Origin of the sequence: Rhodococcus triatomae, assembly GCF_014217785.1 — a bacterium.
Classification (GTDB): Bacteria; Actinomycetota; Actinomycetes; order Mycobacteriales; family Mycobacteriaceae; genus Rhodococcus_F; species Rhodococcus_F triatomae.
In genome coordinates this window covers 3,332,917-3,356,907 of sequence record NZ_CP048814.1, presented here as the reverse complement: position 1 = coordinate 3,356,907, position 23,991 = coordinate 3,332,917, and the positions used below count along the sequence as shown (strand labels likewise).

Genomic DNA, 23,991 nt, shown 5'->3' with positions numbered 1-23,991 from the left:
AGGGTTGCCTACAACCCGTCCCCGACCTCGAGGAGCCCGTCCCTCTCATGGCCGCACGTACCAAGTTCGTCAAGCCACAGGCCAGGAGTGTCACCCGCGCGCGGGTGGTGGCATCGGAGCGGATCAGCCCCAGCTTCTTCCGGGTCACCGTCGCCGGTCCCGAGCTGGACTCGATCGCGCCGATGGGCGCGGATCACTGGTTCCGCTTCTTCTTCCCCGCCCCGGGACAGGCCGAGTTCCGGCTGCCGGGCAGCTCGGGGAGCCTCTGGTACGCACAGTTCAAGCTCATCCCGGCGTCGCTCCGGCCGATCCTGCGCAACTACACGATCCGCGAGCTGCGCCCGGCCGGGAGCGGAATCCACGGTGACGCGGCGGAGATCGACATCGACTTCGCCTATCACGGTGACATCGGCCCCGCGTCGGCGTGGGCCGGAGCCGCCACCGAGGGAGACGAGGTGGGCCTGCTCGACGAGGGCCTGATCTACCACCCACCCGCCGACGACCGTTGGCAGCTGCTCGTCGGCGACGAGAGCGCCCTCCCGGCCATCGCGGGCATCCTCCGGTCGGCGCCGCGAGATCTCCGCGCGGAGGTGTTCGTGGAGATCCCCGACGAGCGGGACCGGCAGGAGCTCGACGCCCCCGCCGGAGCGGCGGTGCACTGGCTGGTGCGCGAGGACGAGCAGGCTCGTCCCGGAGTCCTGGCCCTCGACGCGGTGCGGGACGCTTCCCTGCCGTCCGGCCCGTCGTACACGTACGTGGCAGGCGAATCCGAACTGGCGACCGGGCTGCGCCGACACCTGGTCAACGATCGTTCGGTGCCCAAGAGCGACATCGCCTTCACCGGCTACTGGCGGTACGGCCAGGCCGCCTACTGACGAGGGCGGGGCGCCACCGGAATCCGGTGACGCCCCGCACGAGATCTCGCTCGATCAGCCCGCGTACTTCTGCACCAGATCACCCAGGCGCGGCAGTGCTTCCGCGACGTGCTTCTGGGCGGACGGGCGCAACGAGGAATAGACCTTCTTGACGGCACCGCGGTCGGTGCCCTCGATCCGCTCGTCGGTCACCCCGAGCAGGGCGTGGGAGACGGTCTCGCCACGCGCGGTGAGGAACTGCGCGAACGAGCCCTCTCCCGACGCCGCGAACTCCTGCCAGAACGGCTCGAGCTTCTCGACGAATGCCGGCAGCAATCCTTCGATCGCGTCGGGCACGATGGACGGCCCGACCTTCTTCACCGCCGCGTAGCCACCCTTGAGGGCCAGCCCCGACGCTCCCGACTTGTCCGAAACCTCTGCGTCGATCAGAGCCTGGACGTCCGCGACGACCTCGGTCGTACGCGACTCGTCGAGCAGGGTTTCTTTCAGAGCTGCAACCACTTTCAATGCCTCCGTATCGGCTGTGAGTACCGGTCCGGCAGACACTATACGAAAAGTCCGGCTTCGCGCCCGGCCAGAACTTCGCGGCACCGCCGCACTCGGTCGAGCCACCATCGGGCACGTTCCTCCGATGCCGCCAGTTCGCGCAATCGAGCCGAGTCCGGTACGACCGTACCAGTACTCGTGGACCCGTCCCGGACGCCCTCCCCGGGCGCGACGTCGTGGTGGAACAATCGCCCGGTGGCCAGCCCGCAGGCGTACGGGAGTTCCGGAAGGGCCGCTGCGGCAGCGAGTCCCGCGGACATCCCGACGGCAGTGTCGAGTGCGCTCGACACCACGACGGGAACCCCGTACCCGCTCAGTTGTTCCGCGAGGGCCACCACGTTCCGCATTCCGCCGAGCGGGGGAACCTTGACCACCGCGACGTCCGCGGCGCCGGCACGCACCACCCGCAGCGGATCCGACACCTTCCGGATGCTCTCGTCCGCGGCGATACGCACGCCGGGGAGCCGGCGTCGGACCTCGACCAGTTCCTCCACCCGGGCGCACGGCTGTTCGGCGTATTCGAGCGGACCGTCGGCGGTGAGCGCGGTGAGCGCGTGGACCGCCTCGTCCACCGACCACCCACCGTTGGCGTCGACCCGCACGTGTGGCACGAGTTCGCGCACCGCCCGCACGCGCGCGAGGTCCCGCGCGAGGTTCTCGGCCGGATCACGGCCCGGCTCGGCCACTTTCACCTTCGCGGCGAGTGCCCCGGGGAACCGGGACAGCACCTCCGCGACGTCGTGGGCGGGGACGGCGGGGACGGTGGCGTTGACGGGGACCCGCGTGCGCACGGGTGCGGGCGGGCCGAGCCAGGCCGCTTCGAGCCCGGCCTGCAACCAGTGGGCCGCCTCGTCGTCGTCGTACTCCACGAACGGCGCGAACTCACCCCATCCCGCCGGACCTCGGAGCAGCACCGCTTCACGGGTGGTGATGCCCCGGAACCGCACCCGCATCGGCAGGCTCACGACGACGGCGTCGGCGAGGATGTCATCGACCGAGGGCAGTGCCGACACTGCCGCCGGCTCAGGCCCAGGCTCCCTCGACGGCCCGGCACCCGGTTCCGGTACCCGGCTCACGCCTGGCCGGGAAGTAGCTCGAGCATCAGGGCCTCGCAGTCCGCGAGGAGCGTGTCCCCGTGCATCAGCCGTGCCGTGACATAGGTCTTGCGGCCCTCGACGCGGTCCACCGATCCCTCGACGGTGAGTTCGGTGTCGAGCGGGGTGATCGCACGGTAGTTCACATGCAGGTAGGCGGTGCGGCTGATCGGCCGGCCGTAGGCGTGCACGATCATGCCCATCATGTCGTCGAACAGCAGCGGCAGGGTGCCGCCGTGCGCCGCGCCGTTGCCCCCGAGGTGGAATCGGCGGAACACTCCGCGGCTGCGCACTCCCTCCGGGCCGAACTTCTCGATCGTCCACGGCAACATCAACAGCGACCCACGCCCGGGCAGTTCTATCGCCCGGCCCGACGGCGACTGCCCCTCGGGGACGATATAGGGGCTGAGCGTGTCGACGAGTTCCTCGACCCGGTCCGACACCTCGGCGAGGACGTCGTCGGGCACGTTCACCGACACCGCCCGGTCCTGCAGATCCCGCATCGCGGCGACGAACCGCGGCCAGTCGGGCCCCGCCGCGACGGGAGCGAACTTGGGAAATCCACCGTGGTGTTCGTACTCGTCGTCCTCGCGTACCGTCTCACCGGCCGACTCGCCGTGCTGTGTCATACCCAGCACCGTAAACCCCCGTCCGGAGAATCCGCATCCATCGGCCACCGTGCGCCCTTGACCTCGACCGCACTCGAGGTTCGACGATGGGGATCCGACCGATCGAAGGGAGCACCGTGACCGACGACAACGAGCTCGATCGCATATCCGACTCCGGGTTCTACGACTCCGGGCTCTACTCCGTCATCGACTACGCCGTCGACGGCACGCGCACACAACGCGAGCTGATCGACGAATTCGCACGTATCCAGGAGCGCTGGGTCCGGTTCCATCCCGGGTACGTGAGCGCGACGTTGTTCGCCGACCTGGCCGGCACCCGGGTCTACAACCTCGTACAGTGGCGCAGCGCGGAGGACTTCCGTCGCTTCGAGGAGAACTCGGACACCGCCGGGAGAATCGCGGCGATCGAGGCCGCGCTCGCCGCGGTGTCCGGTACCGCCGAGCCCCGGATGACGGCGGCACCACGCTTCACCGTCGCCAGGAAGGTCGCACCGGGACCGCGGCGCACGGACTGAGACACGAGCCGAGCCGACACACGAGCCGAGACGCCGACGCACGGACCGCCGGACGGCACGCTCGAACCCCGGGGTGGGACGCCTATCCTCGGGGCGTGACCTTCAACCCTCAGCACTGGCGCCCCGTCCCGGGGTTCGAGAACCTCACCGACATCACCTATCACCGGCACGTGAGCGACGGGATCGTGCGTGTCGCCTTCGATCGCCCCGAGGTGCGCAACGCGTTCCGCCCGCACACCGTCGACGAGCTGTACCAGGCCCTCGACCACGCCCGGACGACCTCCGACGTGGGGGCGGTACTCCTCACCGGTAACGGGCCCAGCCCCAAGGACGGCGGGTGGGCGTTCTGTTCCGGAGGTGACCAGCGAATCCGTGGACGCAGCGGCTACCAGTACACCGAGCAGGACGCCGTGACCGGCCGGGCAGGCGAGACGGCGGACACGGTGGACAAGGCTCGGGCCGGCCGGCTGCACATCCTCGAGGTCCAGCGCCTCATCCGGTTCATGCCCAAGGTCGTCATCGCCCTGGTCAACGGGTGGGCCGCGGGTGGCGGGCACAGCCTGCACGTGACCTGCGATCTGACGCTGGCGAGCCGCGAGCACGCACGGTTCAAGCAGACCGATGCCGACGTGGGCAGTTTCGACGGCGGTTACGGGAGCGCATATCTCGCGAAGATGGTCGGCCAGAAGTTCGCCAGGGAGATCTTCTTCCTCGGTGACACGTACACGGCCGAGGACATGCACCACATGGGTGCGGTCAACCGGGTCGTCGACCACGCCGAACTCGAGGACGAGGGCATCGCGTGGGGGCAGAAGATCCTCGGGAAGTCGCCCCAGGCGCAGCGAATGCTCAAGTACGCGTTCAATCTCTCCGACGACGGGCTGGTGGGTCAGCAGTTGTTCGCCGGGGAGGCGACCCGGATGGCGTACATGACCGACGAGGCGGTCGAGGGCAGGGACTCGTTCCTGGAGAAGCGAGAACCGGACTGGAAGCCCTACCCCTGGTATTTCTGAGCTGTGTCTTCGCCCGAACTACGGGTCTCCTTCCGAACTAGGGCCGATCCCGACCATGCCCGGGATCGTCGCGGTACCACCCGTCCCGGGTGCGTGCCATTCCGCTCGCACCCGACGCGTCCGGGCGGACGGCGAGGACCTGGTGCACCGAGAGCCGGTACGGGTATTCGAAGCCGAGCGCGCTCGCTGCCAGATACAGCAGCCAGGTGCGGGCGCGCTCGGCACCCACCAGATCCACCGCCCGGTCGTAGGATTCGCGCAGCGACGCCACCCAGGCCCGCAGGGTGAGTGCGTAGTGCTCGCGTAGGGATTCGGTGTCCCGGATCTCGAGCCCGCCGCGTTCGAGTGCGTCGACCACGGCGCTGACCGGCAGGATCTCGCCGTCCGGGAACACGTAGCGGTCGATGAAACTCGGGGCGCGGGACGGGGTGTCGGGCAGAGGCTTCACCGAGGCGATCGCATGGTTGAGCAGGCGACCGCCCGGGCGCAGGTGATCGTGCAGGATGCCCGCATAGTCGACGAGGCGGCTCACCCCGACGTGTTCGGACATGCCGATGCTCGAGATCGCGTCGTAGGGTGCGTCGTCGAGTTCACGGTAGTCCTGCTGACGGATCTCCACCCGGTCGCTCAGGCCGGCGTCGGCGACCCGGCGCCGGGCGAGCTCCAGTTGCTCGCCGCTGAGGGTGATGCCCACCGCGTCGACTCCGTGGTGCCGGGCCGCATGGAGGACCATCGACCCCCACCCGCAGCCGACGTCGAGAAGACGCATGCCGGGCCGCAACCCGAGCTTGCGGCAGACCACTTCGTTCTTGGCGGCCTGGGCGTCCTCGAGCGTGGCGGCCCCCGGCGACCAGTAGGCGCACGAATACACCATGGTCGGACCGAGGAACAGCCGGTAGAACTCGTTGCCGACGTCGTAGTGATGGGTGACCGATGCGGCGTCGCGAGCGCGCGTGTGGCGTAGTCCGCGACGGCCACGCATCTCCACCGTGGGTGGTTTCGGGGGCGGACCGACCGCGCCCAACCGGACGAATGTGCCCCCGGCGCGGGCCAGCGTGCGGAGCCCCGTCTCTCGACTCCGATGCGCGCCGATGCGTTCGACGAGGTCCGGCACGTCCAGCAGTGCGTAGATGTCCCCGTCCACCTCGAGGTCACCCGAGACGTAGGCGCGGGCGACTCCGAGTTCGTTCGGCGACCACAGGACACGGCGCAGCGCACGGCGGTTACGGAAGGTGACACGAGCCGGGCTGTCGGTGGGGCCCGCCTGCGAGCCGTCCCAGGCCCGGACCCGCACGGGCAGTGCGATTCCGACGACGTCCTCGAACGTCGCCAGGATCTTCCCGGCCGCCCCGCCCACGTCCGACACGCTAGCAACCGGCGGTGGCTCACGGCCTCGAAACGGCACCTGGAAGCGAATCCGGAAAGCCGGTCCGGAATCGGACACGCCTGCCACGATGTACTGTCGAAACACTCGAACGGCGAGAAGGTGGACAGACGTGGAGATCCTCAGCAGTCGAACCATACTGCGGCCCGAGGACTATTCGGCGACTCTCGGCTTCTACCGCGACGTGCTCGGCCTCGCCATCGCCCGCGAGTATCCCGGCGGGACGGTGTTCTTCGCGGGACAGGGTCTGATCGAGGTGGCCGCGCACGGCGGATCGGAGCAGCAGGCCCGGTTCGACGGCGCCCTGTGGATGCAGGTGCGCGATCTCACCGCAGCCCAGACCGAGCTGGTTCTCGCCGGTGTGAAGATCGTTCGCGAGGCGCGCCAGGAGCCGTGGGGCCTGCACGAGATGTGGATCGCGGACCCGGACGGAATCCCGATCGTCCTGGTCGAGATTCCCGCCGACCATCCGATCCGCCGCGACTCCCGCACCGCCACCGACTAGTCGAGCGCCGCACGCGCGCCCGGCACTCACTCCGGGAAATATGCGAGTACGAGACGAGTGAATGCGGAAAGAAAGTCCTCCCTGCTGATCTCCGGCCGCTCGAGCGCGTAGCGGACCGTGAGGTCGCCGACTGCCCGCACCACGATCCACACCGCCGCCTCCCGCTCGGCCGCCGACCGCGAACGGTCTCCGTGCAGCAGGAGATACGCGGTGGTCAGTTCCTCGATGCGATGCTCGAACGCGGCGAGCTTGCGTCCGTACTGCAGCCGCTCGGTCTGTTCGAACGCGACCCGGACGAACTCCGGATGGACGTCGAGCGCGTCCAGCAGCGACTCGATCGTCGTGCGGACGGCCTGCGCGGGAGGCTGATCCAGGCGGGCGGCGAGATCGCGCGCGATCTGGGCGGTCAGCGCGTCGGTGAAACGGTCGATCACCGCGACGACCACCGCGTCCTTGTTGGGGAAGTACTGGTACAGCGACCCCGGGCTGATTCCCGCCGCGTCCGCGATCCGGTTGGTCGACGTGCCCTCGTACCCGTGCTCGGCGAGACAGCGCTGTCCGGCGGCGAGGATCCGCTCCACGGTCGCGCGCGACCGTTCCTGTTTCGGGCGCTTGCGCGGCGCCGTCGACGAGTCGCCCATCACCGAGTCCGAAATGCGAATTGAATGCGAATTCCGAACGGTGACAGCATCGACACATGATGACACAGATCACAACGCCGTACCCGGAACGGTTCCGCGAGGGCGAGGCCGACAACCGCAAGCGGGGGCGGGCACTGGCGTTGATCACACGGCAGTCCACCCCGGACCCGGCCGTGATCGACACGATCGGGCGTCGTCTGTTCGCGAGGGACGAGGCCGCCGCGGCTCTCGTCCGTGCGATGCGCTCGGACGGACCCGACCGGGTCTCGATGCGGCAGTTCCACCAGGCCTTACGAGCCGGAATCGACGGCGTCCCCGACGCCCCCGCACCGCTGCGCCAGTTCTTCGCCGTCGTCGACGAGGTGCCGGACTGGGTCGACCCGGATCTCCTCGAAGCCGGTGGCCGGGCGTTGCGCCGCCTCGGCCCCGCTTCCGCCGACGTGCTGCTGCAGTTGTCGCTGATCAACGGCTATCGCTACGGCGGGCCGACCGACCTGCTGGTCGAGACGGGTGGACTCACCGGGAACACGACTCGCCGACGTCTCGGCGAAACCCAGAAGTGGACGGTTGCCATCGCTCAGCCCGGGGCGATGCGCCGCGACGGCGAGGGTTTCGCCCTCACCGTGCACGTCCGGGTCATGCACGCGCTGGTCAACCACCAGTTCGAGACCAACGGTCGGTGGGACACCCGGAGGTGGGGGCTGCCGATCAACCAGTCGGACCAGGCCGCCACCCTCGGTCTCTTCAGTGGCGTACTGCTCCTGGGTGTGCGGCTGCTCGGCGTGCGAGTCCCGGCGGCGGACTCCGCGGCGATCATGCACCTGTGGAAGTACATCGGCTGGCTGATGGGGGTCGACGAGGACTGGCTGTGTGACTCCGAGTGGGAGCAGCACCGCTTCAACTACCACCAGCTGATCACCCAGAGCCGGGTGAGCGCCGCGGGGGCCGCCGCTCGCCAATTCCGTCGTCGAGATCCAGCGCGAGCTCGAGTTCGGCCGGTTCGGCCGCCTGCGCGGTGCGTACACCCGCGCCCGGCTGCTCGGCATGTTGCGGTACTTCCTCGGCCGGGCGGGAATGCGCGATCTCGAATTGCCGCGAGCGGTGCCGTGGTCGGTGCCCGGCACCGTCGCGGCGAACGTCGTCCGCTATCAGACACTCACCCGTTTCCGCGCCGGTCGCCGATACCTCGAGCGTCGCGGCGACCGCCACGCGGCGCGGATCCTCACCCGCTACTTCGGCTCCGACACACCCGACGTCGGCCCACTCGAGGCTCGGCCCCGGTCAACCGGCTCCCGCGCCCGCGGTCAGTCCCGTGTGGACAGTGCCTCGGTGAGCTGATCGGCCCGCAGCCGGCTCTCGAGCAACTGCCGCACCAGCCACAACCGAAGCACCCGGACCACTTCGGCGGCGAGATACACCGCCGCCCCGGCGACGGCCAGCGCGAGGAACGCGGTGGCCAGCAACTGGTACGACGCCAGGTCGCGCAGATCGGTCAGGGTCAGCGACGCGAGATACAGCACGAAGGCCGCGACGACCCCGACCACCAGCAGGACCAGACCGACGACGCGTGCCACCACGTCGCCGCGGGTCCGAGTGGAACCGACCTGCAGTGCAGCGACTTCGCTGCCGAACTTGTCACGGCGCTCGTCTGCGAGTGTCGTCATCGTCATCCTCCTAGGTATCCGGTCGACAGTTCTCGGTCGATCTCGAGTGGTGCACCGATCCGCGCGACCCTGCCCTGCAGGATCAGCGCCGCGGTGTCGGCGATGGGTAGGACGGCGCGGGCGAACTGCTCGGCGACCACGATCGAGAGCCCCTCTGCCGCAAGCTGTGCCACGATCTCGTACATCTCCGCGACGACGCGAGGGGCCAGCCCCATCGACAACTCGTCGAGGAGCAGAATCGTGGGATCGGTCGCCAGGGCTCGCGACAGTGCCAGCATCTGCTGCTCGCCACCGGACATCGATCCGGCCAACTGGCCACGGCGCTGTCCCAGTATCGGGAAACGCGAGTAGGCGACCGACTCGAGTCGGTCCAGTCCGGTCCCGGTCCCGGTGGCGAGCCACAGGTTCTCGCGCACGGTGAGGTTGGGGAAGATTCCCCGGCCCTCCGGAATCGAACAGATTCCGAGCCGGGCCAGCGCCCCGGGGTCCACCCCGTTGACCACCCGCCCGGCAAGCCGCAGTTCGCCTCCGGTCAGCGGCAGCAACCCCGAACAGACCTTCAAGGTGGAGGTCTTCCCGCCGCCGTTCGGGCCGAGCAGGGCGAGCACCGTCCCCGGCGTGAGCGCCAGCTCGATCCCGTGCAACACCTGGACCGGACCGTATCCGGCACGGACACCGACGAGTTCGAGGATCGGCGTGGATTCGGCTCCCCCTGTCACCGCTGCCGCTGTCGCCGCCGTCGTCACGCCGTGCCCGGTCATACCGTCTCCTCGGTGCCGATGTAGGCGGCGATCACGGCGGGGTTCTCCCGGATCTCCCGCGGTGTGCCGGAGGCGAGCACTGCGCCGTAGTCCAGGACGTGGACCCTCGAGCAGACCTTCATCACCAGCGGAATGTCGTGCTCGACCAGGCAGATCCCGAGTCCGTTCGCCGTCAGTCGGCCGAGCAGGGCCGCGAACTCCTCGGTCTCCTGCTCGGTCTGCCCGGAGGCCGGTTCGTCGAGGAGCAGCACACGTGGCTCGGTCATGAGCGCCCGCGCCACCTCGACGACGCGAGCCCGCCCGGTGGGGATGTCCGACACGTCCCGGTCCGCGACGTCGGTGAGGCCGGTGAGCTCGAGAAGCTCGTCCGTGCGCTCCCCGACGTCGAATCCTCGCCGCCGACCGGCGCGGTGGATGTCGCCGGCGACCCTGAGGTTGTCCCGCACCGACAGGGAGAGGAACAGTTCGAGGCGCTGGAAGGTGCGGGCGAGTCCACGGCCGGCCCGCTTGTACGGTGCGAGCCGGGTGACGTCCCGGCCGGCCAGGTGTACCTGGCCGGCCGTCGGCCGCCGCAGCCCGGTGATCGTGTCGAACAGCGTCGTCTTCCCGGCCCCGTTGGGGCCGATCAGGCCCGTGACCGCACCGGCCGCCACGCCGATACTCACGTCGTCGACGGCGACGTGGCCCCCGAACCGGACGGTGACCCCGCGGGTTTCGAGCAGCAGATCCTGTTCATCCGCCATGCTTCACCAACTCCTCGTTCTCACGTCGCTCGGGGATTCCGAGTTCCCGGTCCAATTGCCCACGTACCTGCTCGGAGTACGGGACCGACAGGCCGATCTGTTCGGGTGGCACGCGTACCGTCGCGGCGGAGGACGCGACCATCTCGCCCACCACGGGCAGAGCGAAGACGGTGACGATCGCGATGGTGGCGAACCACCAGTTGTCCAGCAGTCCACCGAGAGCCAGCGCGTACGCGAACGCGACGACGGCTCCGCCGGCGACGAGCACACGGCGCTGAGATCTCACCCTCCGGTAGCCCTCGATCACGTCGTGGACGATGCCACTGGGGTTCTTGCCGACGCCGATCCCGATCAGGGCGGGGCTCACCGCGGCGATGTGCCCCAACGTCGTCCACAACCCCTCGAGCTCCGGCTGGGCCCGGGCGAGGTTGGCGAACGAGGCCATGATCACCGCGAAGCCGACCCCCGCCATGATCCCGCCGAACAGTGCCCCGCTGACATATCCGATTCCCGCGACCACCGTCAGCATGAGCAACGAGAGACTCACCGTGATCGAGAAGCTCTCCAGGGAGACCGCCCCCATCGCGATCGACATGAACACCCCGCCGAGACCCGCGATCGCCGCGGACGCCATGAACACCCCGAGCTTGAGCGTCACCAGGTTCTGTCCCAGCATCGCCGAGGCGGCCGGGCTGTCCTTCATCGCCGCGAGACGCCGACCGTATCCGCTGTTGCGCACCGCGATCAGGACGACACCCAGGATCGCGAACAACACGGTGACCGTCATGAGGAACGCGGTGGGATCGGCGAGGTCGAGCGGCCCGATCCGCAGCGCCGGCAGCGAGAGCGAGCCCTGGGTGAACAACGAGAACCGCACCCCGAACAACTCTCGCTCGGTGGTGTCCCGCAGCACCATGTTGCTGAGGAACACTCCGAACGCCATCGTCGCCAAGGCGAGATAGAGCCCCCTCAGCCGAAGCGCGGGCAGCGCGACGAGCCCGCCGACGAGAGCCGTCACGACGACCGCGACCACCACGCCCCCGACACCGATCCGCGCTGCCAGCCCACTCCCGTCGATCCCCACGTGGAACGCGACCATCGTGGCGATCGCGGCGAACGAGACCGGGGCGAGGTTCATCTCACCCGCGTAGCCGGTCAGCAGGGTGAGCGAGAGCGCGATGATCGCGAAACACATCCCGATCGTGAACGTCGTGACCGCCGAGTCGACCATGAGCAACCGGATCAGGTAGACCGCCACCACCAGGACGACACCCCAGACGACCGCCTTCCGGACCGACGGGACGTGGTACCGCTCGCGAGTCCGCACCAGGGTGCCACGCAACCGGTCCTGAGGAAGGACGATGAGAACGACGAACAGCGCGATCATCGGCAGCGACACCCGCAGGTTGCTCGCCCACGTCCACGTCGTCGGGAAGTACGCCAGCACATAGGTGCCCGCGAGACCCAGGATCACGGCCCCGACGAAGGTGCGCGGAATGCTGCGCAGCCGACCGAACATCGCGGCGGCGAACGCGTCGATCACCAACAGGGTGAGCATGTTCGCCTCGAGCGTCCCGCCGCTGATCGGAGTGATCAGGATTCCTGCGAGTACCGCGAGTGTCGAGCCGAGCATCCACGACAGTGCCGCGAGCCGGTCCGGCCGGTGACCGTTGAGCCGCAACAGGTCCGGATCGTCGACCACCGCACGCATCGCCACCCCGGCGCGGGTGCGGACGAAGAGCACGCGCAGTCCGATCGCGATGGCGACGGCGGCGAGGATGCACAGGAGTTCGTGGTACCGGAGGGTCGCGCCGAACACGGACAGATGCGAGTCCCCGAAGAACATCTGCATGCTCCGCGCCTTCTCCGGATTCCAGAACCAGTGCGACGCGGAGAGCATCCCGAGGAGCACCGCGACGGTCACCACGATCTTGGTGACCTCGGCGGTGTCCCGTAGTCCGCGCATGATCACGGTGTACAGCAGCCAGCCCATTCCCGGGCCGACGATGCCCAGGACCACCACCAGGGAGACGACGAGTGGAAGTTCCCATCCGTACCGCAACTGCCAGAACAGGAATGCGCCGAGCATGGCCTGGGCACCGTGCGCGAAGTTGAAGATGCCCGACGTGTTGTAGGTGAGGACGAGCCCGGACGCGGCGATCGCGTACACCGAGCCGAGGACCAGCCCCATGAGGGTGAAGGTCACGAAGGTATCCATACTGCGCCCCTTCCTGGATTCGGTGGGCTCAGGCCTGCGGAGTGAGGACCGACGGATTCAGGTACTTGGTCGCGATCCGGTCAGGTCCCAGCTCGGTACCCCAGGTGCTCGGGTCGGTGGCCACCAGATACCGGTCGTCACACTCGAATTCGGCAGTGGTGTCGGGGAACACCTGTGAGTACTCCGCGCCGTCCAGCGCGACCATCAGCCCGCACCGTGCCGGCATGTTGGCACCGGGATCGGTCACCGCGTGCAACCCGCCGCCGTCCCATTCGTCGATCCGGGACAGCTCGGTCACCATGCACTGGCGAGTCAGATCGGACCCGCAGGTCTGCGCCGCGGTGGCCCACAGCAGGAACGAGGAGGTCGCCTGCATCCCGAGGAGTGCGGTCTTCCCGTCCGCCGCGGAGACCAGATCGACGTAGGCGCGTACCGCAGGAACCTCGTCGGCATTCTCGAGCAACTGGAACGTCATCCCGGCATTGAGCGAGTCGAGCAGCCCGCTACCGGCGTTGAACTCCGCGATCGCCTCCCCGTACCAGGTGGCTTCGCCGAAGATGATCGGGTCGATGCCGACCTGCTGAACCGCCCGATAGAAGTTCAGTTCCGCCGGAGTCGCGGATCGGGACGTCCACAAGCCCTTCGCGCCGCACTCCTTCACCTTCTCCGCGAACGGTAGGTAGCTCGCTTCACCGTCGTAGTTGAGGGTGATGCCGCAGTCCTTCAGCCGGAACCCCGCGGCCTCGGCGATCGAGGCGGTCTTCGTCAACGAGGAGATGATGGTCGGCATCGTCGACCCGACGAGCGCGAAGTCGTTCGTGAGATCGGGATGCATCTGCGCCATCTGGAACCACTGCGACCCGTTCGCGTAGTCGACGGGGAACGGCACTCCCTGAAAGGTCATCGGGCCGTTGGCGGCATCGGGCGAGACGGTGAAGCCGGGCACCGCCGCGAGATTGCAGGCGACCCGCGTCTGCTCCGAGGTCTGGTCCATCGCGAATCCGTGGCCGACCATCATGAACTCGGACGCGCACGCCTCCTGCATCACCTGATTCGCCTGCGTCATCGCCGCGTCGTAGTCGGTGCCCACGACCTTCCGCCCGTTGATGCCGCCCTGCGCGTTGCACCAGTCGATCATCACGCGGACCGCGTCGCTCATCTCGCGGTTGAGCCCGGGGCTCTTCACGTACCCACGATCGTCGCCGTAACCGATCCGGATCTCGGTGTCCGTCACGCCCTGTTCGGTGGCCCCGCCGGCATCTCCCGGCCCGCAGGGCGAGGCGAGCGTGCCGAACGAATCCTCGGCGGAGGTCGATGCGGCGGCGCCCTCCCCCGCGCCGGCTCCGAACCCGGTGACCTCCGGTCCGTCGCCACGGTCGGTGGCGCAGGCGGAGACCAGGACTGCGGCGGTCGCGCAAGCCACCACCAGTCGGGCTGTCGTGTTGCTTCTCACGGTCGGGACTCTCCTTCGGCTGGTGCACGCGCGTCGAACCCGCGCTCCGCGGCCACTGAGCGGCCGATGCGCGAGAGGTTGCCAGCACCCCGAGGGGCGAAATCCGGACATTCCCGGTGAGTGAGATCGGGCGTGAGTTGTAACACGATCACTCACCGATATGAGCTGCCTCACTCACTTTTCGCGTCGCCCGTACTCACCGCGTCGCGACCGTCGTCCGGTTGTACTTTTGCGCTCGCGGTCGTTCAGAATCACCCGAGTGACCACAGAGCTCGTCGTCCTCTCGGTAGTCGTCGTCACTGCCCTGGCATTCGATTTCACGAACGGCTTCCACGACACGGGAAACGCGATGGCGACGTCCATCGCGACGGGCGCCCTGCCTCCGAAAGTGGCCGTCGCGTTGTCCGCGGTGCTCAACCTGGTCGGTGCGTTCCTGTCCGTCGAAGTCGCGGCCACGGTCGCCAAGGGCGTCGTCAACCTGGACAACGTCGCCGGTCAGGCACTGCTCCTCATCGTGTTCGCCGGCCTCGTCGGCGGCATCATCTGGAATCTGTTCACCTGGCTGCTCGGCCTGCCGTCCAGTTCCTCCCACGCACTCTTCGGTGGGTTGATCGGCGCCGCGATCGCCTCTCTCGGGATGAGCGGGGTCGTCTGGGGAGGCGTGCTCGGCAAGGTCATCGTCCCCGCCGTCCTGGCGCCCGTCGTCGCGGCACTGGTCGCCACCGTGGGGACCTGGCTCGTGTTCCGGATCACGGCCACGATCACCTCCGCGACGCGCAACCGGGGCTTCCGGCTCGGCCAGATCGGGTCGGCGTCCCTGGTCTCGCTCGCGCACGGCACCAACGACGCCCAGAAGACGATGGGCGTGATCTTCCTGGCGCTCGTCGCGCACGGTTCGCTCACCACCGACTCCGAGATGCCGTTCTGGGTGAAGTTCACCTGCGCCGTCGCGATCGCCCTCGGCACGTATCTCGGCGGGTGGCGGATCATCCGCACCCTGGGCAAGGGACTGGTGGAGATCTCCGCGCCGCAGGGCATGGCCGCGGAGTCGTCCTCCGCCGCGATCATCCTCACCTCGAGCCACTTCGGTCTGCCGCTCTCGACGACACACGTCGCCACCGGCTCGATCCTCGGAAGCGGCCTCGGCCGCAAGGATGCGGACGTCCGGTGGAGCGTGGCGGGTCGCATGGTGGCTGCGTGGCTGATCACGCTGCCGTCGGCCGCCGTGGTCGGGGCGATCTGCTGGGCGATCGCGCACCTCGTCGGTGGTCTCGCCGGCGTCCTGGTGGTGTTCTCACTGCTCGTTCTGCTCGCCACGCTGATGTACCTGCGCTCGCGCCGGCAGCCGATCCATGCGGGCAACGTCAATGCCGAATGGATGGACGAACGCGCCCGCCCCCACGCCGACTCGTCCGGCTCCACCGAGCCGACCACGATCTGACGGAAGGATTCTCGATGACACTCCTCACCGATACCGTCAGCTCGCTCTGGCAGGTCGTGCTCGTCGGCCTGCTGTTCGGCGCCGGACTGCCCGCGGTGTTCGCACTCGGGCTACGCGCACTGGACTCCGGCGCCTCCGACCTGTCCGACACGACGGACGGCACCGAGCGCGCCCGGGTGCCCACCGTCACCGGCCGCGTCCTCGCCTGGTCGTGTTTCGCCGTCGTGCTGATCGCGATCGCGGCAGGGATACTGATGCTCATGTCCGACTTCCTCGCGAGCACGTTCGGCCTGCACTTCTTCTAGGCCGATGAGGCTTCCGATCCGACACGTCCCTCCCCGGGGCGGTCGGTGCAGGCATGACGGATCGACGGGAAGGAGTCCGCGGGATGGCGAAGTACTCGGTGCGGTCGGTGCTCGACTGGCTGCGGGCCGGTTACCCGGACGGATCGTCGACTTCGACGACGTGCGGAGCATCGTGGCCGGGGTCATTCACGAGGAGCCGACCGACGACCTGTTGCGGGTGACGGAGACCCTCACCGCGGCGGGGTGGCCGGTCGCCGCCGAATGGGACGAGCCGACGGAGCCGTGACACGCTGATCGGGTGACGACAGTGCTCGATCTGCTTCCGGTTCCCGCGGGCGGCCAGGTACTCGGCCTCCTCCCCCGCCTCGAATCCGTCCTTGCCGGCGGTGTCCCTGCGCTGGCGCCGGTTCCCGCCGACGACGCCCGCGAGACCCGGCGGCTCGCCGACGCGCTACGCCCCGGCGAGGAGGTGGACGAGTCGGTGGCACTCGTGGTGGCGACCTCGGGCACGACGGGCGTTCCCAAGGGAGCCCTGCTCACCGCCGCTGCTCTCCGTGCCAGCGGCGAGGCGACGCACGCCCGACTGGGCGGCACGGGGTCGTGGCTCCTGGCGCTTCCGGCACACCACATCGCCGGAGTGCAGGTTCTCCTGCGCAGCGTGCTCGCCGGAACCGAGCCGGTCGTGGTCGACGTCGCGACGGGCTTCGACCCGTCCACGCTCCCGAACGCCGTGGCCGCGATGAGTGGACCGCGGCGCTACACCTCGCTCGTGCCCACCCAGCTGGTGAAAGCGCTCGAGCACCCGGAAGCGGTGGCCGCGCTGGCCGACCTCGACGCCGTTCTGCTGGGTGGGGCGGCGACCCCGGCACCGGTGCTGGCCCGCGCCACGAACGCCGGCATCACCGTGGTCCGCACCTACGGGATGAGCGAGACCTGCGGTGGTTGCGTGTACGACGGCATCCCTCTCGGCGGAGCGCGGGTCCGGATCGACGACGACGGGCGGGTACTGCTCGGTGGGGCGATGCTCGCGTCCGGCTATCGGGGGCTGCCCGACCATCCGGCGTTCGCCGAACCGGGCTGGTTCCGCACCGACGACGCGGGCACCCTGACCGACGGGGTACTCGCGATCACCGGCAGGCTGGACGAGGCCGTCTCCACCGGCGGGCTCACGGTCGTCCCCCAGGTGGTGGAGGCTGCCCTCGCGGGGCATCCGGGCATCGCGGAATGTGCGGTGTTCGGTGTTCCCGATCCACGGCTCGGGCACCGCGTCGTAGTGGCCGTCGTCCCGGCCGGTCCGCAACCACCCGATCTCGAATCGATTCGTGAATTCGCCTGCCGGACGGTGGATGCCACCGCCGCCCCCCGCGAGGTGCACATCGTCGACCGGCTACCGCTGCGGGGCCCGGGGAAGGTCGATCGCGCTGCGTTACGCGACGCTCTCGGCTGACCTCGCGAAGCGACCTGTCGCGGCGCGACACATCCCCGAAACCGGACTCGTTGCGAATCAGAACAGATCGTCGATGAAGTTGTGCAGGGCTTCCTCGATGGGGGCGGTATCGACCGTGACGGTGTCCGGGAGACCGTCACCGTTCGCGTCGTCGATGAACACGTTCGGGCTGCCCGTTCCCATCGCGTCGAAGGAGATGGTGTCCGGCACACCGTTCCCGGTGGTGTCGGCCGCAGCCAGATCGACGGTCCCGTCGCTGTTCGCATCGACATGGAGGGTGTCCGGAACTCCGGTACCCGTCGTGTCGGCGAGGACGACCTCCGAGGTCCCGTCGAGGTCGACGTCGATCAGAATCGCCGGAGCAGGTTCCACCGGGTCGGGTGTGCCGGAGTCGGGCACTGCCGCAACGGTGGCGGGGGCGACCGGATCCGGCGCGCTTTCCGTCCGGTCGTCCTCGGCCGGGTCCACGCGGGCGAGGTTCGGGGTAGCGAGGTTCGGGTCCTCTGTAACGGGAGGTACCGGGATCGTCGACGTGGTCACACCGGGTTGGGTGGACACCGCCGGGGAGGGCGTCTCCGGCTCGGCGGGCGGCACCGCAGGTGTGGTGACCCCGGGCTGGCTCACCGACGAGGGTGCGGTGACCCCGGGCTGTGACGTGGGTTCGGACATGTGCGCGCTCCCTGATCGACGACGTACTGACAGTTCGATGCAGGGCGGGGCCGAAAGGTTCCCGTCCACCGGCGGGCCACGCGAGCGAACACGCACGTACACGCGGAAGGCCTGGGCCACTGCCCGACTAGTCTGGGGAGACCGTCGAGACCCGAGGAGCCCGCATGGCACGCAAGCGCTGGTCCGAATTGAGTACCCCGCAGCGGGTGGGGGTGGCCACGTTGTCCACGGTCCAGATCGGACTCGCCGTCGCCGCATGGGCGGATCTGGCGCGCCGGGACAAGGCACAGGTCAACGGACGCAAGGCAACCTGGGCCGCGATCATCTCGATCAACTTCGTCGGCCCGCTGTCCTACTTCCGCTGGGGTCGCCGCAACTGAACGAGCCCCACCCCGCGGCAGGGTGAAGGTGGCCTTCAACCCGTCAGATCGGTCGAAGGCCACCTTCACCCAGGGGGTCAGCCGGCAGCAGGCGGAACCGGTGCGCCCTCGGGCAGCGGGTTCTCCCGCAACTCGACGTTCGCCCAGAATCCGACGTTGTCCTGGAGCGGGTCGATCAGGCTCGAGTACGTGTACCCCGAGATCGACGACGGCCAGCAGCCGAACCACCGGGTGTCGATGGTGAGTCTCTCGCCCGGCTTGAGCTCCTGGGCGAACTTGTGGGCGCCGCCGAACTCCTGCAGGACGACGTTCGGCGCCACGCCCGGACCGTCGTTGACGACGTCCATCCACCTGTGCATGGACCAGAAGTTCTGCCATGGCTGGCCCGGCTGGCCGAAGCTACAGTGCACGCCGCCCTCGACGCGGAGATTGAACGGCTCCTGGGCATTTGCCGGTGCGGCCGCCATGACGCCCGCGGCCGTGAGGCCCACGGTTGCGCCCAGTGCAGCGACAGCACGTGCCACTATCCGGTTCTTCATGTCTGCGTCCTTCCGACGTCCCTTTTCGAACCCCGACTGTGAAATACCGACTGAGTACCGACGTCAGCTTTATCGGCAGACTATCGAGATCGTTAGCACCAATTCGGACGAACGCGGACTATTGCGACGGATCGTGACCTGCCCTCAATACACTCGTCACAGCCCGCACACCCGGCATGCCTCCGGGTTACGGACGGGCGCCGGCACGTTCACGCTGGTCGTGTCCGTTTCGATGGCCTCGGCGAGTACCGGCCGGCGCTCGGACGGATCACGTCCCTCATTGCGGTTCCTGTCCTTCCGGATACACGGCATCGACCTCGACCTCGACGAGCCACCCCGGCACGGGCAGACTCGCGACCTCGAGGGCGAAACGGCTGGGCCGCGCCGAGTTCCGCTCCAACGGGGCCGCGGGCTCGGCGGTCCCCATCGGCACCAGCACCGTCTCACCGCTGTCGAGGTCGGTGTTGGCGAAGAACTGCCGGTAGGCGCGGTTCCACCCTGCATAGTCGGCGATATCGGTACCGGGTGCGTTGTCCAGGAACACCCGCATGCTCACGACGTCCTCGAGCGTGAGCCCCCGCGCCTCGAGATTCTCTCGGATCTGTCCGAGCACGTTGATGCCCTGAGCCTCGGTGATGGTGACACCCTCCGGCAACGTGCCGCCGGAGAACATCTCGGTGTCGATGTAGGACTCCGGGGTACCGGATTCGGCGGCGTCGTTCCCCGCCGCGGGACCGAGTCCACTGGACTTGTAGAAGTAGGCGTTCGGACCGATGGTGACGCCCTGGGCGATCATCGGATTCGACTCACCCGCCTCCAGGACGGACTCGGAGACGAACGCCTCGGTCGCCGAATCGGCATCGGCGTCGGACGAACACGCGGCGGCGGTCAACACCAGCGCCGAACCGGCGAGAGCGGCGGCAAAGGATCGGGTACGAACGGATTTCACGGTTACTCCTCGAAACTCTTCGAATGGGGGTCAGGCGGTCTTGGCGACACGCTGGTGAATGGAGGTGACGACATCGCGCGCCGACGTCAGAGCACCGTGCTGCCAGGCGATGGCATTGGACAGATGGTCGCCGGCGAAGTAGATCCGCTCGACCGGGTCCAGGAGCTTCTCGTACTCCGGCGTCGCCTCGGTGCCGGAATACGACGCTCCCTTCCACGACGCCCACGCCGTCTCCGAGTACCTGGTGCGCCGCCAACTTCCGGAGAACGAGGAGGAGATGTCCTGGGTGTACTTCTCGCCGTGGATCTCCGCACCCTCCGCCAGCGCCTTCGCCAGACGTTGCCTGTGCGTGAGGGATTCGAACGCCTGCTGCCGCGTGCCCGAGCTGTAGTACGCGACGACGACGCCGCGGTCGGCGCCGTAGTGGTCGTACGGGAACATGATCTGCGAGATGTCGCGGTCGGTGTTCGAGGCCCCGCCGTAGATCCGCTCGTCGGTCTCCCACCATCGCCGCGAGTACTCGACGCCGAGCTTGCCCGACGACGAGGCGCGCGCCGCCTTCAGCGCATCCAGCACGTCGGCGGGAAGATTGTTGTCGAGCCTGCCGATCAGGTTCGGTGGGATGGTGCAGACGGCGTAGTCCGCGGTGATCGACTTGCGCTCGCCACCCTGCCGGTACTCGACCGTCACGCCGTCGCCGACGTTCTTCATGGCGGTGACCTCGGCGCCGAATTCGATGTTCTCCATACCGATCGCGTCGCGGAACGCGTAGTAGATCCGGTCCATACCTCCGACCGGCGTGAACATCATCATCGCCTGGTCGTAGCCGAAATCGAACGAGAAGTTGCGGCCCAGCCCACTCCTGATGACGTCCTCCATCCCGTGCGGTGCCTTCTCCGTACCGAAGTTCAGACCAGCACCGGGCTCGGAATCGTAACCGCGACGCGAGGATCCGACGTAGCGGCCGTCCGAGGACAGATCACCGAAACTGCTGAGGAACTCCGCGAGCGCGTCCTTGTCCTCCGGCGTGAGTACGTCGTCGAGGGCACCCCGGTCGGTCGCCTTCTGGAGGAGTTCGGAGACGTAGCCGAACGTGTCGGCCTTGGCGGCGCGATACGTGGTGGACTGCCCGGCGAGCGGCCCGTCGGTGTAGTTGACGACCGCGTTGGCGTTCTGATTGCCGAATCCCTGGATCTCGACGCCCAGTTCGTGGCAGTAGTCGAGAGTGATGTGGTTCTGCGGAATCCGGGTGGCGCCGAGGTTGTAGTAGTGCCCGTCGGAGAAGGTGCACTTCTGGGTCTCACCGTTGAGATCGGTCTCCTCGGTGCCGTTGCGGATCGACCACACCCGCCCGCCCGGCCTGGTCCGTGCCTCGATCACGGTGACGTCGTATCCGGCCTTGCGCATCTCGTACGCGGCACACAGCCCGGCCGGCCCGCCGCCGAGCACCACCACGGAGTGCTCGCCGGTCACCGTCCCGATCAGGTCTCCCGCGGCGAGCGGCCGGAACGACGCCGGTCCCGCCGCGGCCGGCGCCAGACCGAGCGTCGACATCGCCCCGTACGCGAGCCCGGCTCCACCGGTCACGCCGAGCCCCTTCATGAACGATCTGCGTGTGACTGCCAATTCCCTGCTCCCATGTCCAACCCCGGCGACCGGGGATCGATTCGGGTACATCGTGGAAGCCGGGTGCTTCGGGAACTTGTCGCCGGGGAAACACTCCCGAGGCGTCGAGCGAGAACGGCCGACGCGGCGTTCTCGCTCGCGGACGATCACCGGAATCACGACCGAAACCTGCGCGCAACACGTCCGCACTAGCTTGACGACGCATGTCCGCTCTGTCCGACGCCGTCGCGCGGTCGTTCGCCGCCCGCGAGGGCACCGAGCGCGCCGTGTCACCGCTGCGGGCGCTGGGCCGCCGCAGCCTGTCCGGGTACGAGATCATGGCGCAATCGGTGGCCACCACCGCCCCTGCGGCATCGATGGTGATCCTGCCGGTCACGATGCTCGCCCACTCGATGCTGCTCGGCGGAATGCTCACCATCGTCGCCGCCACCGTGGTGATCTGGCTGATCGCACTGTGCGTGTCCCAGTTCACCCGCAGGATGGCCGCCGCGGGCGGGCTCTACAGTTTCGTGGTGCAGGGGCTCGGCGCCCGTGCCGCGCTCACCGCGGGCGTCACGATGGCCGCGAAGTACCTGTTCAGCGCCTCGATGACTCTTTATCACGGCGGCCAGGCAGTCATCGCCGTCCTCGCGCACCTCGGAATCGTCCTCGGCGGCACCGGCCCTCGCGTCGCCGTCTACCTGACGATCGCCGCGGTCCTCCTCGCCACCCTGGTCCGCGGTGTGAAGTTCGCGGCCGTGGCCATCCTGGTGATCGAAGTGTGCTCTCTGCTGTTCCTCGTCGTGCTGATGCTCGCGACGGGAACCGGCCAGGAGCCCGTGGTCGCCCCCTCCGCCGCGACGACGGCGCTACTCGCGATGGTGCTCTCCACGATCTTCGCGCTGGCCGGATTCGAGAGCGCCACCTTCTTCGGGCCCGAGACCAAACGTCCACTCGTCGCCGTCACCCGCACGGTCCTGTGGACGCCGATCCTGTGCGGATCACTCTTCGTCTTCGCCGCCTGGGCCACCTGGTCGGGACGCAGCGGCACCGTGGTCAACGCGTACCTGCACGGCACCGCCACCGGGGTGAGCCCACTCGTCGTGGTCGCGCTCAATCTCGCATTGACGTTCTCCTGGCTCGGTTCGGCGATGGCGTCCTCCGGCGCCGCGTCGCGGCTGTTCTACACGATGGGGGTCGAACGGGTGCTGCCTGCCGTGTTCGCCCGCGTGCACGGGACGTACCGCACCCCGGTCGTGGCGCTCGGCGCCATCGTCGCCGCTGTGGGGCTGGTCGCGATCGGCACCACCGTCCTCGGACCGACGACGATCCACCCGCACCTGCAGCCGATGTCGCGGGTGGCGGTGATCCTCGGCTACGTCCTGGTCGCGTTCGCGTCGCTGCGTTTCCTGCACCGCATCGGTGAGCACACGCCGTTCGTCCGTGCCGCCGGGGTGGCCGGGACATCGGTCGGCACGGCGGTTCTGGCCGCCGCACTGTGGTCGTACGTCGCGGCGGGTGACCTCGCGGTGCCTGTCGCCGCGGCAGCGCTCCTGGTGTCCGGCCTGCTCTGGTACGCGTATCTGCGGCGGCGATGTCCGGCCGCCCTCGCTGCGGTGGGCGTGTTCGACACCCCGGAGACCGACGACGTCCTCCCGGGCTCCGGGGTCTTCAGCCCGGACGCGGCCGGCAACCTCGCACTGACCGCCGGCCCGCCTGTGGACGGGCCGGAGCGGCCGGACCGGGACAGCGCGGGGACCCGGCCGTGAGATCGCGCGGCACGGCGGTCGGAGGCCACGAGCCGAGAGCGGTGCAGAAGGCCCTCGCCCTGCTCGAAGCCGTCGCCGAGCTGGGTTCCGGTGCCGCCGCCAAGGACATCGCGGCACACACCGGCATCGCACCGGCCACCGCGTACCGACTCCTGAATCTGCTGGTGGCCGACGGATATCTGGTTCGGCTCGCCGACCTGTCGGGCTTCGCACTGGGTATACGCACCCGGCAACTCGCGACGGCCGCCGAACCGGACAGCGAGGACCGGGCGCAGATACTCGGCGAACTGCGCGACCAGGTCCGGTACGGGATCTTCCTCACCGCGTACACCGAGACGGGTCTGCGCTTCACCGACCGCGACCCCGACCACGAGCTCGGAGGCGAGTCGACGATCACCACCCACCTGCATGCGTCGGCAGTCGGGAAACTGCTCCTGGCCGACCGCCGCGAGCTCGTCGTCGCACCGCTGCGCCGGCTCACCGCCCACACCGTCACCGATCCGGTGGCCCTGGCCGAGGAATTGGACGTCGTCGGCGCTCTGGGGACGGCGAGGGAGGTCGACGAGACCCGGATCGGGCGCAGCGCTGTCGCCGTCGCCGTCCGTTCCGGCGGGCCGCAGATCGCCGGTGCCCTCACCGCGATCGGCCGAACGGGACGGCTCGCCGTCGACGACCCCGGGCTCGTCGACCTCCTCCGTACCTACGCCCAGCGGCTCGGAGCCGTCCGGCTCACTTCCCCTCCTACGTCCACCCCTTCCCCCGCCCCTTCCCCCACGTCCACCCAGTCCCCGTCCCCCACTCCCGCCCCTGGGTGAAGGTGGCCTTCGGCCGGACAGACCGGTCGAA

At 68.8% G+C, this 23,991-nt stretch carries 27 protein-coding genes and 1 pseudogene; 13 read left to right on the top strand and 15 right to left on the bottom strand.

What is annotated here, in order from left to right; genetic code table 11:
* Positions 1-47: 47 nt before the first annotated feature.
* A complete protein-coding gene (locus tag G4H71_RS15910; protein ID WP_072738389.1) occupies positions 48-875 on the top strand; it encodes a siderophore-interacting protein in 828 nt (275 codons plus the stop codon).
* A 54-nt stretch (positions 876-929) separates the two neighbouring features.
* Here the strand turns inward: G4H71_RS15910 and G4H71_RS15905 are convergent, their stop codons facing one another.
* The 3 genes from G4H71_RS15905 to G4H71_RS15895 are packed head-to-tail and all read right to left on the bottom strand — an operon-like array spanning position 930 to position 3,144.
* Positions 930-1,376, bottom strand: a complete 447-nt coding sequence (locus G4H71_RS15905; protein WP_072738390.1) for a DUF6918 family protein — start codon at positions 1,374-1,376, stop codon at positions 930-932.
* A 44-nt stretch (positions 1,377-1,420) separates the two neighbouring features.
* Complete coding sequence (locus G4H71_RS15900; protein WP_072738391.1) at positions 1,421-2,434, bottom strand: o-succinylbenzoate synthase; 1,014 nt, start codon at positions 2,432-2,434, stop codon at positions 1,421-1,423.
* A 59-nt stretch (positions 2,435-2,493) separates the two neighbouring features.
* Complete coding sequence (locus G4H71_RS15895) at positions 2,494-3,144, bottom strand: PaaI family thioesterase (RefSeq protein ID WP_072738466.1); 651 nt, start codon at positions 3,142-3,144, stop codon at positions 2,494-2,496.
* A gap of 116 nt (positions 3,145-3,260) precedes the next feature.
* Between G4H71_RS15895 and G4H71_RS15890 the strand changes: the two genes are divergently transcribed.
* Both G4H71_RS15890 and G4H71_RS15885 read left to right on the top strand, forming a co-directional pair.
* The gene (locus G4H71_RS15890) at positions 3,261-3,659 is read left to right on the top strand and encodes an antibiotic biosynthesis monooxygenase family protein (RefSeq protein WP_217631318.1); all 399 of its coding nucleotides are present in this window, start codon (positions 3,261-3,263) and stop codon (positions 3,657-3,659) included.
* 95 nt (positions 3,660-3,754) lie between these two features.
* Positions 3,755-4,672 carry a 1,4-dihydroxy-2-naphthoyl-CoA synthase gene (locus tag G4H71_RS15885; RefSeq protein WP_072738392.1) on the top strand — a complete coding sequence of 306 codons (918 nt, stop codon included), beginning with the start codon at positions 3,755-3,757 and terminating at the stop codon, positions 4,670-4,672.
* Between the two features lie 37 nt (positions 4,673-4,709).
* Here the strand turns inward: G4H71_RS15885 and G4H71_RS15880 are convergent, their stop codons facing one another.
* Entirely contained in the window at positions 4,710-6,029 is a 1,320-nt protein-coding gene (locus G4H71_RS15880; RefSeq protein WP_072738468.1) for a class I SAM-dependent methyltransferase, read from the bottom strand.
* Positions 6,030-6,168: 139 nt separating this feature from the next.
* On the opposite strand from G4H71_RS15880, the gene G4H71_RS15875 reads away from it, so the two are divergent.
* Positions 6,169-6,561 carry a VOC family protein gene (locus G4H71_RS15875; protein ID WP_072738393.1) on the top strand — a complete coding sequence of 131 codons (393 nt, stop codon included), beginning with the start codon at positions 6,169-6,171 and terminating at the stop codon, positions 6,559-6,561.
* A gap of 26 nt (positions 6,562-6,587) precedes the next feature.
* Here G4H71_RS15875 and G4H71_RS15870 read toward each other — a convergent pair whose 3' ends face one another.
* Together G4H71_RS15870 and G4H71_RS22820 are read right to left on the bottom strand one after the other, a co-directional pair.
* Positions 6,588-7,202: a TetR/AcrR family transcriptional regulator gene (locus G4H71_RS15870; protein WP_072738394.1), complete on the bottom strand. Its 615-nt coding sequence runs from the start codon at positions 7,200-7,202 to the stop codon at positions 6,588-6,590.
* Between the two features lie 290 nt (positions 7,203-7,492).
* Positions 7,493-7,861 (bottom strand): hypothetical protein, encoded by a 369-nt coding sequence (locus G4H71_RS22820; RefSeq protein ID WP_311774403.1) that lies wholly within the window; start codon positions 7,859-7,861, stop codon positions 7,493-7,495.
* On the opposite strand from G4H71_RS22820, the pseudogene G4H71_RS22915 reads away from it, so the two are divergent.
* Together G4H71_RS22915 and G4H71_RS22815 are read left to right on the top strand one after the other, a co-directional pair.
* Positions 7,775-8,194 (top strand): annotated as a pseudogene (locus G4H71_RS22915) (oxygenase MpaB family protein); the annotation flags it as partial. The gene G4H71_RS22820 and the pseudogene G4H71_RS22915 overlap by 87 nt on opposite strands.
* Positions 8,195-8,246: 52 nt before the next feature.
* Complete coding sequence (locus tag G4H71_RS22815) at positions 8,247-8,540, top strand: hypothetical protein (RefSeq protein ID WP_185284896.1); 294 nt, start codon at positions 8,247-8,249, stop codon at positions 8,538-8,540.
* Here the strand turns inward: G4H71_RS22815 and G4H71_RS15855 are convergent.
* From G4H71_RS15855 to G4H71_RS15835, 5 genes are read right to left on the bottom strand one after another with little or no spacing between them, the layout of a single operon-like run.
* Complete coding sequence (locus tag G4H71_RS15855; protein ID WP_072738396.1) at positions 8,507-8,866, bottom strand: hypothetical protein; 360 nt, start codon at positions 8,864-8,866, stop codon at positions 8,507-8,509. The two genes, G4H71_RS22815 and G4H71_RS15855, sit on opposite strands and share 34 nt — an antisense overlap.
* 2 nt (positions 8,867-8,868) lie before the next feature.
* Positions 8,869-9,627 carry an ABC transporter ATP-binding protein gene (locus tag G4H71_RS15850; RefSeq protein ID WP_072738397.1) on the bottom strand — a complete coding sequence of 253 codons (759 nt, stop codon included), beginning with the start codon at positions 9,625-9,627 and terminating at the stop codon, positions 8,869-8,871.
* The gene (locus G4H71_RS15845) at positions 9,624-10,370 is read right to left on the bottom strand and encodes an ABC transporter ATP-binding protein (RefSeq protein ID WP_072738398.1); all 747 of its coding nucleotides are present in this window, start codon (positions 10,368-10,370) and stop codon (positions 9,624-9,626) included. Before G4H71_RS15845 ends, G4H71_RS15850 begins: the two co-directional genes overlap by 4 nt.
* Positions 10,360-12,588 (bottom strand): ABC transporter permease, encoded by a 2,229-nt coding sequence (locus G4H71_RS15840; RefSeq protein ID WP_072738399.1) that lies wholly within the window; start codon positions 12,586-12,588, stop codon positions 10,360-10,362. Before G4H71_RS15840 ends, G4H71_RS15845 begins: the two co-directional genes overlap by 11 nt.
* 28 nt (positions 12,589-12,616) lie before the next feature.
* Positions 12,617-14,041 (bottom strand): ABC transporter substrate-binding protein, encoded by a 1,425-nt coding sequence (locus tag G4H71_RS15835; protein WP_072738400.1) that lies wholly within the window; start codon positions 14,039-14,041, stop codon positions 12,617-12,619.
* A 259-nt stretch (positions 14,042-14,300) separates the two neighbouring features.
* Here G4H71_RS15835 and G4H71_RS15830 point away from each other — a divergent pair, with 259 nt between their 5' ends.
* From G4H71_RS15830 to menE, 4 genes are all read left to right on the top strand, one after another.
* Positions 14,301-15,482, top strand: a complete 1,182-nt coding sequence (locus G4H71_RS15830; RefSeq protein ID WP_072738401.1) for an inorganic phosphate transporter — start codon at positions 14,301-14,303, stop codon at positions 15,480-15,482.
* 14 nt (positions 15,483-15,496) lie between these two features.
* Entirely contained in the window at positions 15,497-15,787 is a 291-nt protein-coding gene (locus G4H71_RS15825; RefSeq protein ID WP_072738402.1) for a hypothetical protein, read from the top strand.
* 160 nt (positions 15,788-15,947) lie between these two features.
* The gene (locus tag G4H71_RS22910; protein WP_371842501.1) at positions 15,948-16,073 is read left to right on the top strand and encodes a hypothetical protein; all 126 of its coding nucleotides are present in this window, start codon (positions 15,948-15,950) and stop codon (positions 16,071-16,073) included.
* 12 nt (positions 16,074-16,085) lie between these two features.
* The gene (gene menE, locus G4H71_RS15815) at positions 16,086-17,234 is read left to right on the top strand and encodes an o-succinylbenzoate--CoA ligase (protein WP_072738403.1); all 1,149 of its coding nucleotides are present in this window, start codon (positions 16,086-16,088) and stop codon (positions 17,232-17,234) included.
* A gap of 57 nt (positions 17,235-17,291) precedes the next feature.
* Here menE and G4H71_RS15810 read toward each other — a convergent pair whose 3' ends face one another.
* The gene (locus G4H71_RS15810; protein WP_072738404.1) at positions 17,292-17,903 is read right to left on the bottom strand and encodes a hypothetical protein; all 612 of its coding nucleotides are present in this window, start codon (positions 17,901-17,903) and stop codon (positions 17,292-17,294) included.
* 164 nt (positions 17,904-18,067) lie between these two features.
* Between G4H71_RS15810 and G4H71_RS15805 the strand changes: the two genes are divergently transcribed.
* Positions 18,068-18,283, top strand: a complete 216-nt coding sequence (locus tag G4H71_RS15805) for a PLD nuclease N-terminal domain-containing protein (protein ID WP_072738405.1) — start codon at positions 18,068-18,070, stop codon at positions 18,281-18,283.
* Between the two features lie 77 nt (positions 18,284-18,360).
* On the opposite strand, the gene G4H71_RS15800 is transcribed toward G4H71_RS15805, so the two are convergent.
* The 3 genes from G4H71_RS15800 to G4H71_RS15790 form a co-directional block, all read right to left on the bottom strand.
* Positions 18,361-18,822 (bottom strand): hypothetical protein, encoded by a 462-nt coding sequence (locus G4H71_RS15800; RefSeq protein ID WP_072738406.1) that lies wholly within the window; start codon positions 18,820-18,822, stop codon positions 18,361-18,363.
* A gap of 277 nt (positions 18,823-19,099) precedes the next feature.
* Positions 19,100-19,771: a Rid family hydrolase gene (locus tag G4H71_RS15795; RefSeq protein WP_072738407.1), complete on the bottom strand. Its 672-nt coding sequence runs from the start codon at positions 19,769-19,771 to the stop codon at positions 19,100-19,102.
* A 30-nt stretch (positions 19,772-19,801) separates the two neighbouring features.
* Entirely contained in the window at positions 19,802-21,373 is a 1,572-nt protein-coding gene (locus tag G4H71_RS15790; protein ID WP_072738408.1) for a flavin monoamine oxidase family protein, read from the bottom strand.
* A 227-nt stretch (positions 21,374-21,600) separates the two neighbouring features.
* Between G4H71_RS15790 and G4H71_RS15785 the strand changes: the two genes are divergently transcribed.
* Positions 21,601-23,145 carry an APC family permease gene (locus G4H71_RS15785; RefSeq protein ID WP_072738409.1) on the top strand — a complete coding sequence of 515 codons (1,545 nt, stop codon included), beginning with the start codon at positions 21,601-21,603 and terminating at the stop codon, positions 23,143-23,145.
* Positions 23,142-23,960: an IclR family transcriptional regulator gene (locus tag G4H71_RS15780; protein WP_083343085.1), complete on the top strand. Its 819-nt coding sequence runs from the start codon at positions 23,142-23,144 to the stop codon at positions 23,958-23,960. The genes G4H71_RS15785 and G4H71_RS15780 overlap by 4 nt, the downstream gene beginning before the upstream one ends.
* Positions 23,961-23,991 lie beyond the last annotated feature (31 nt).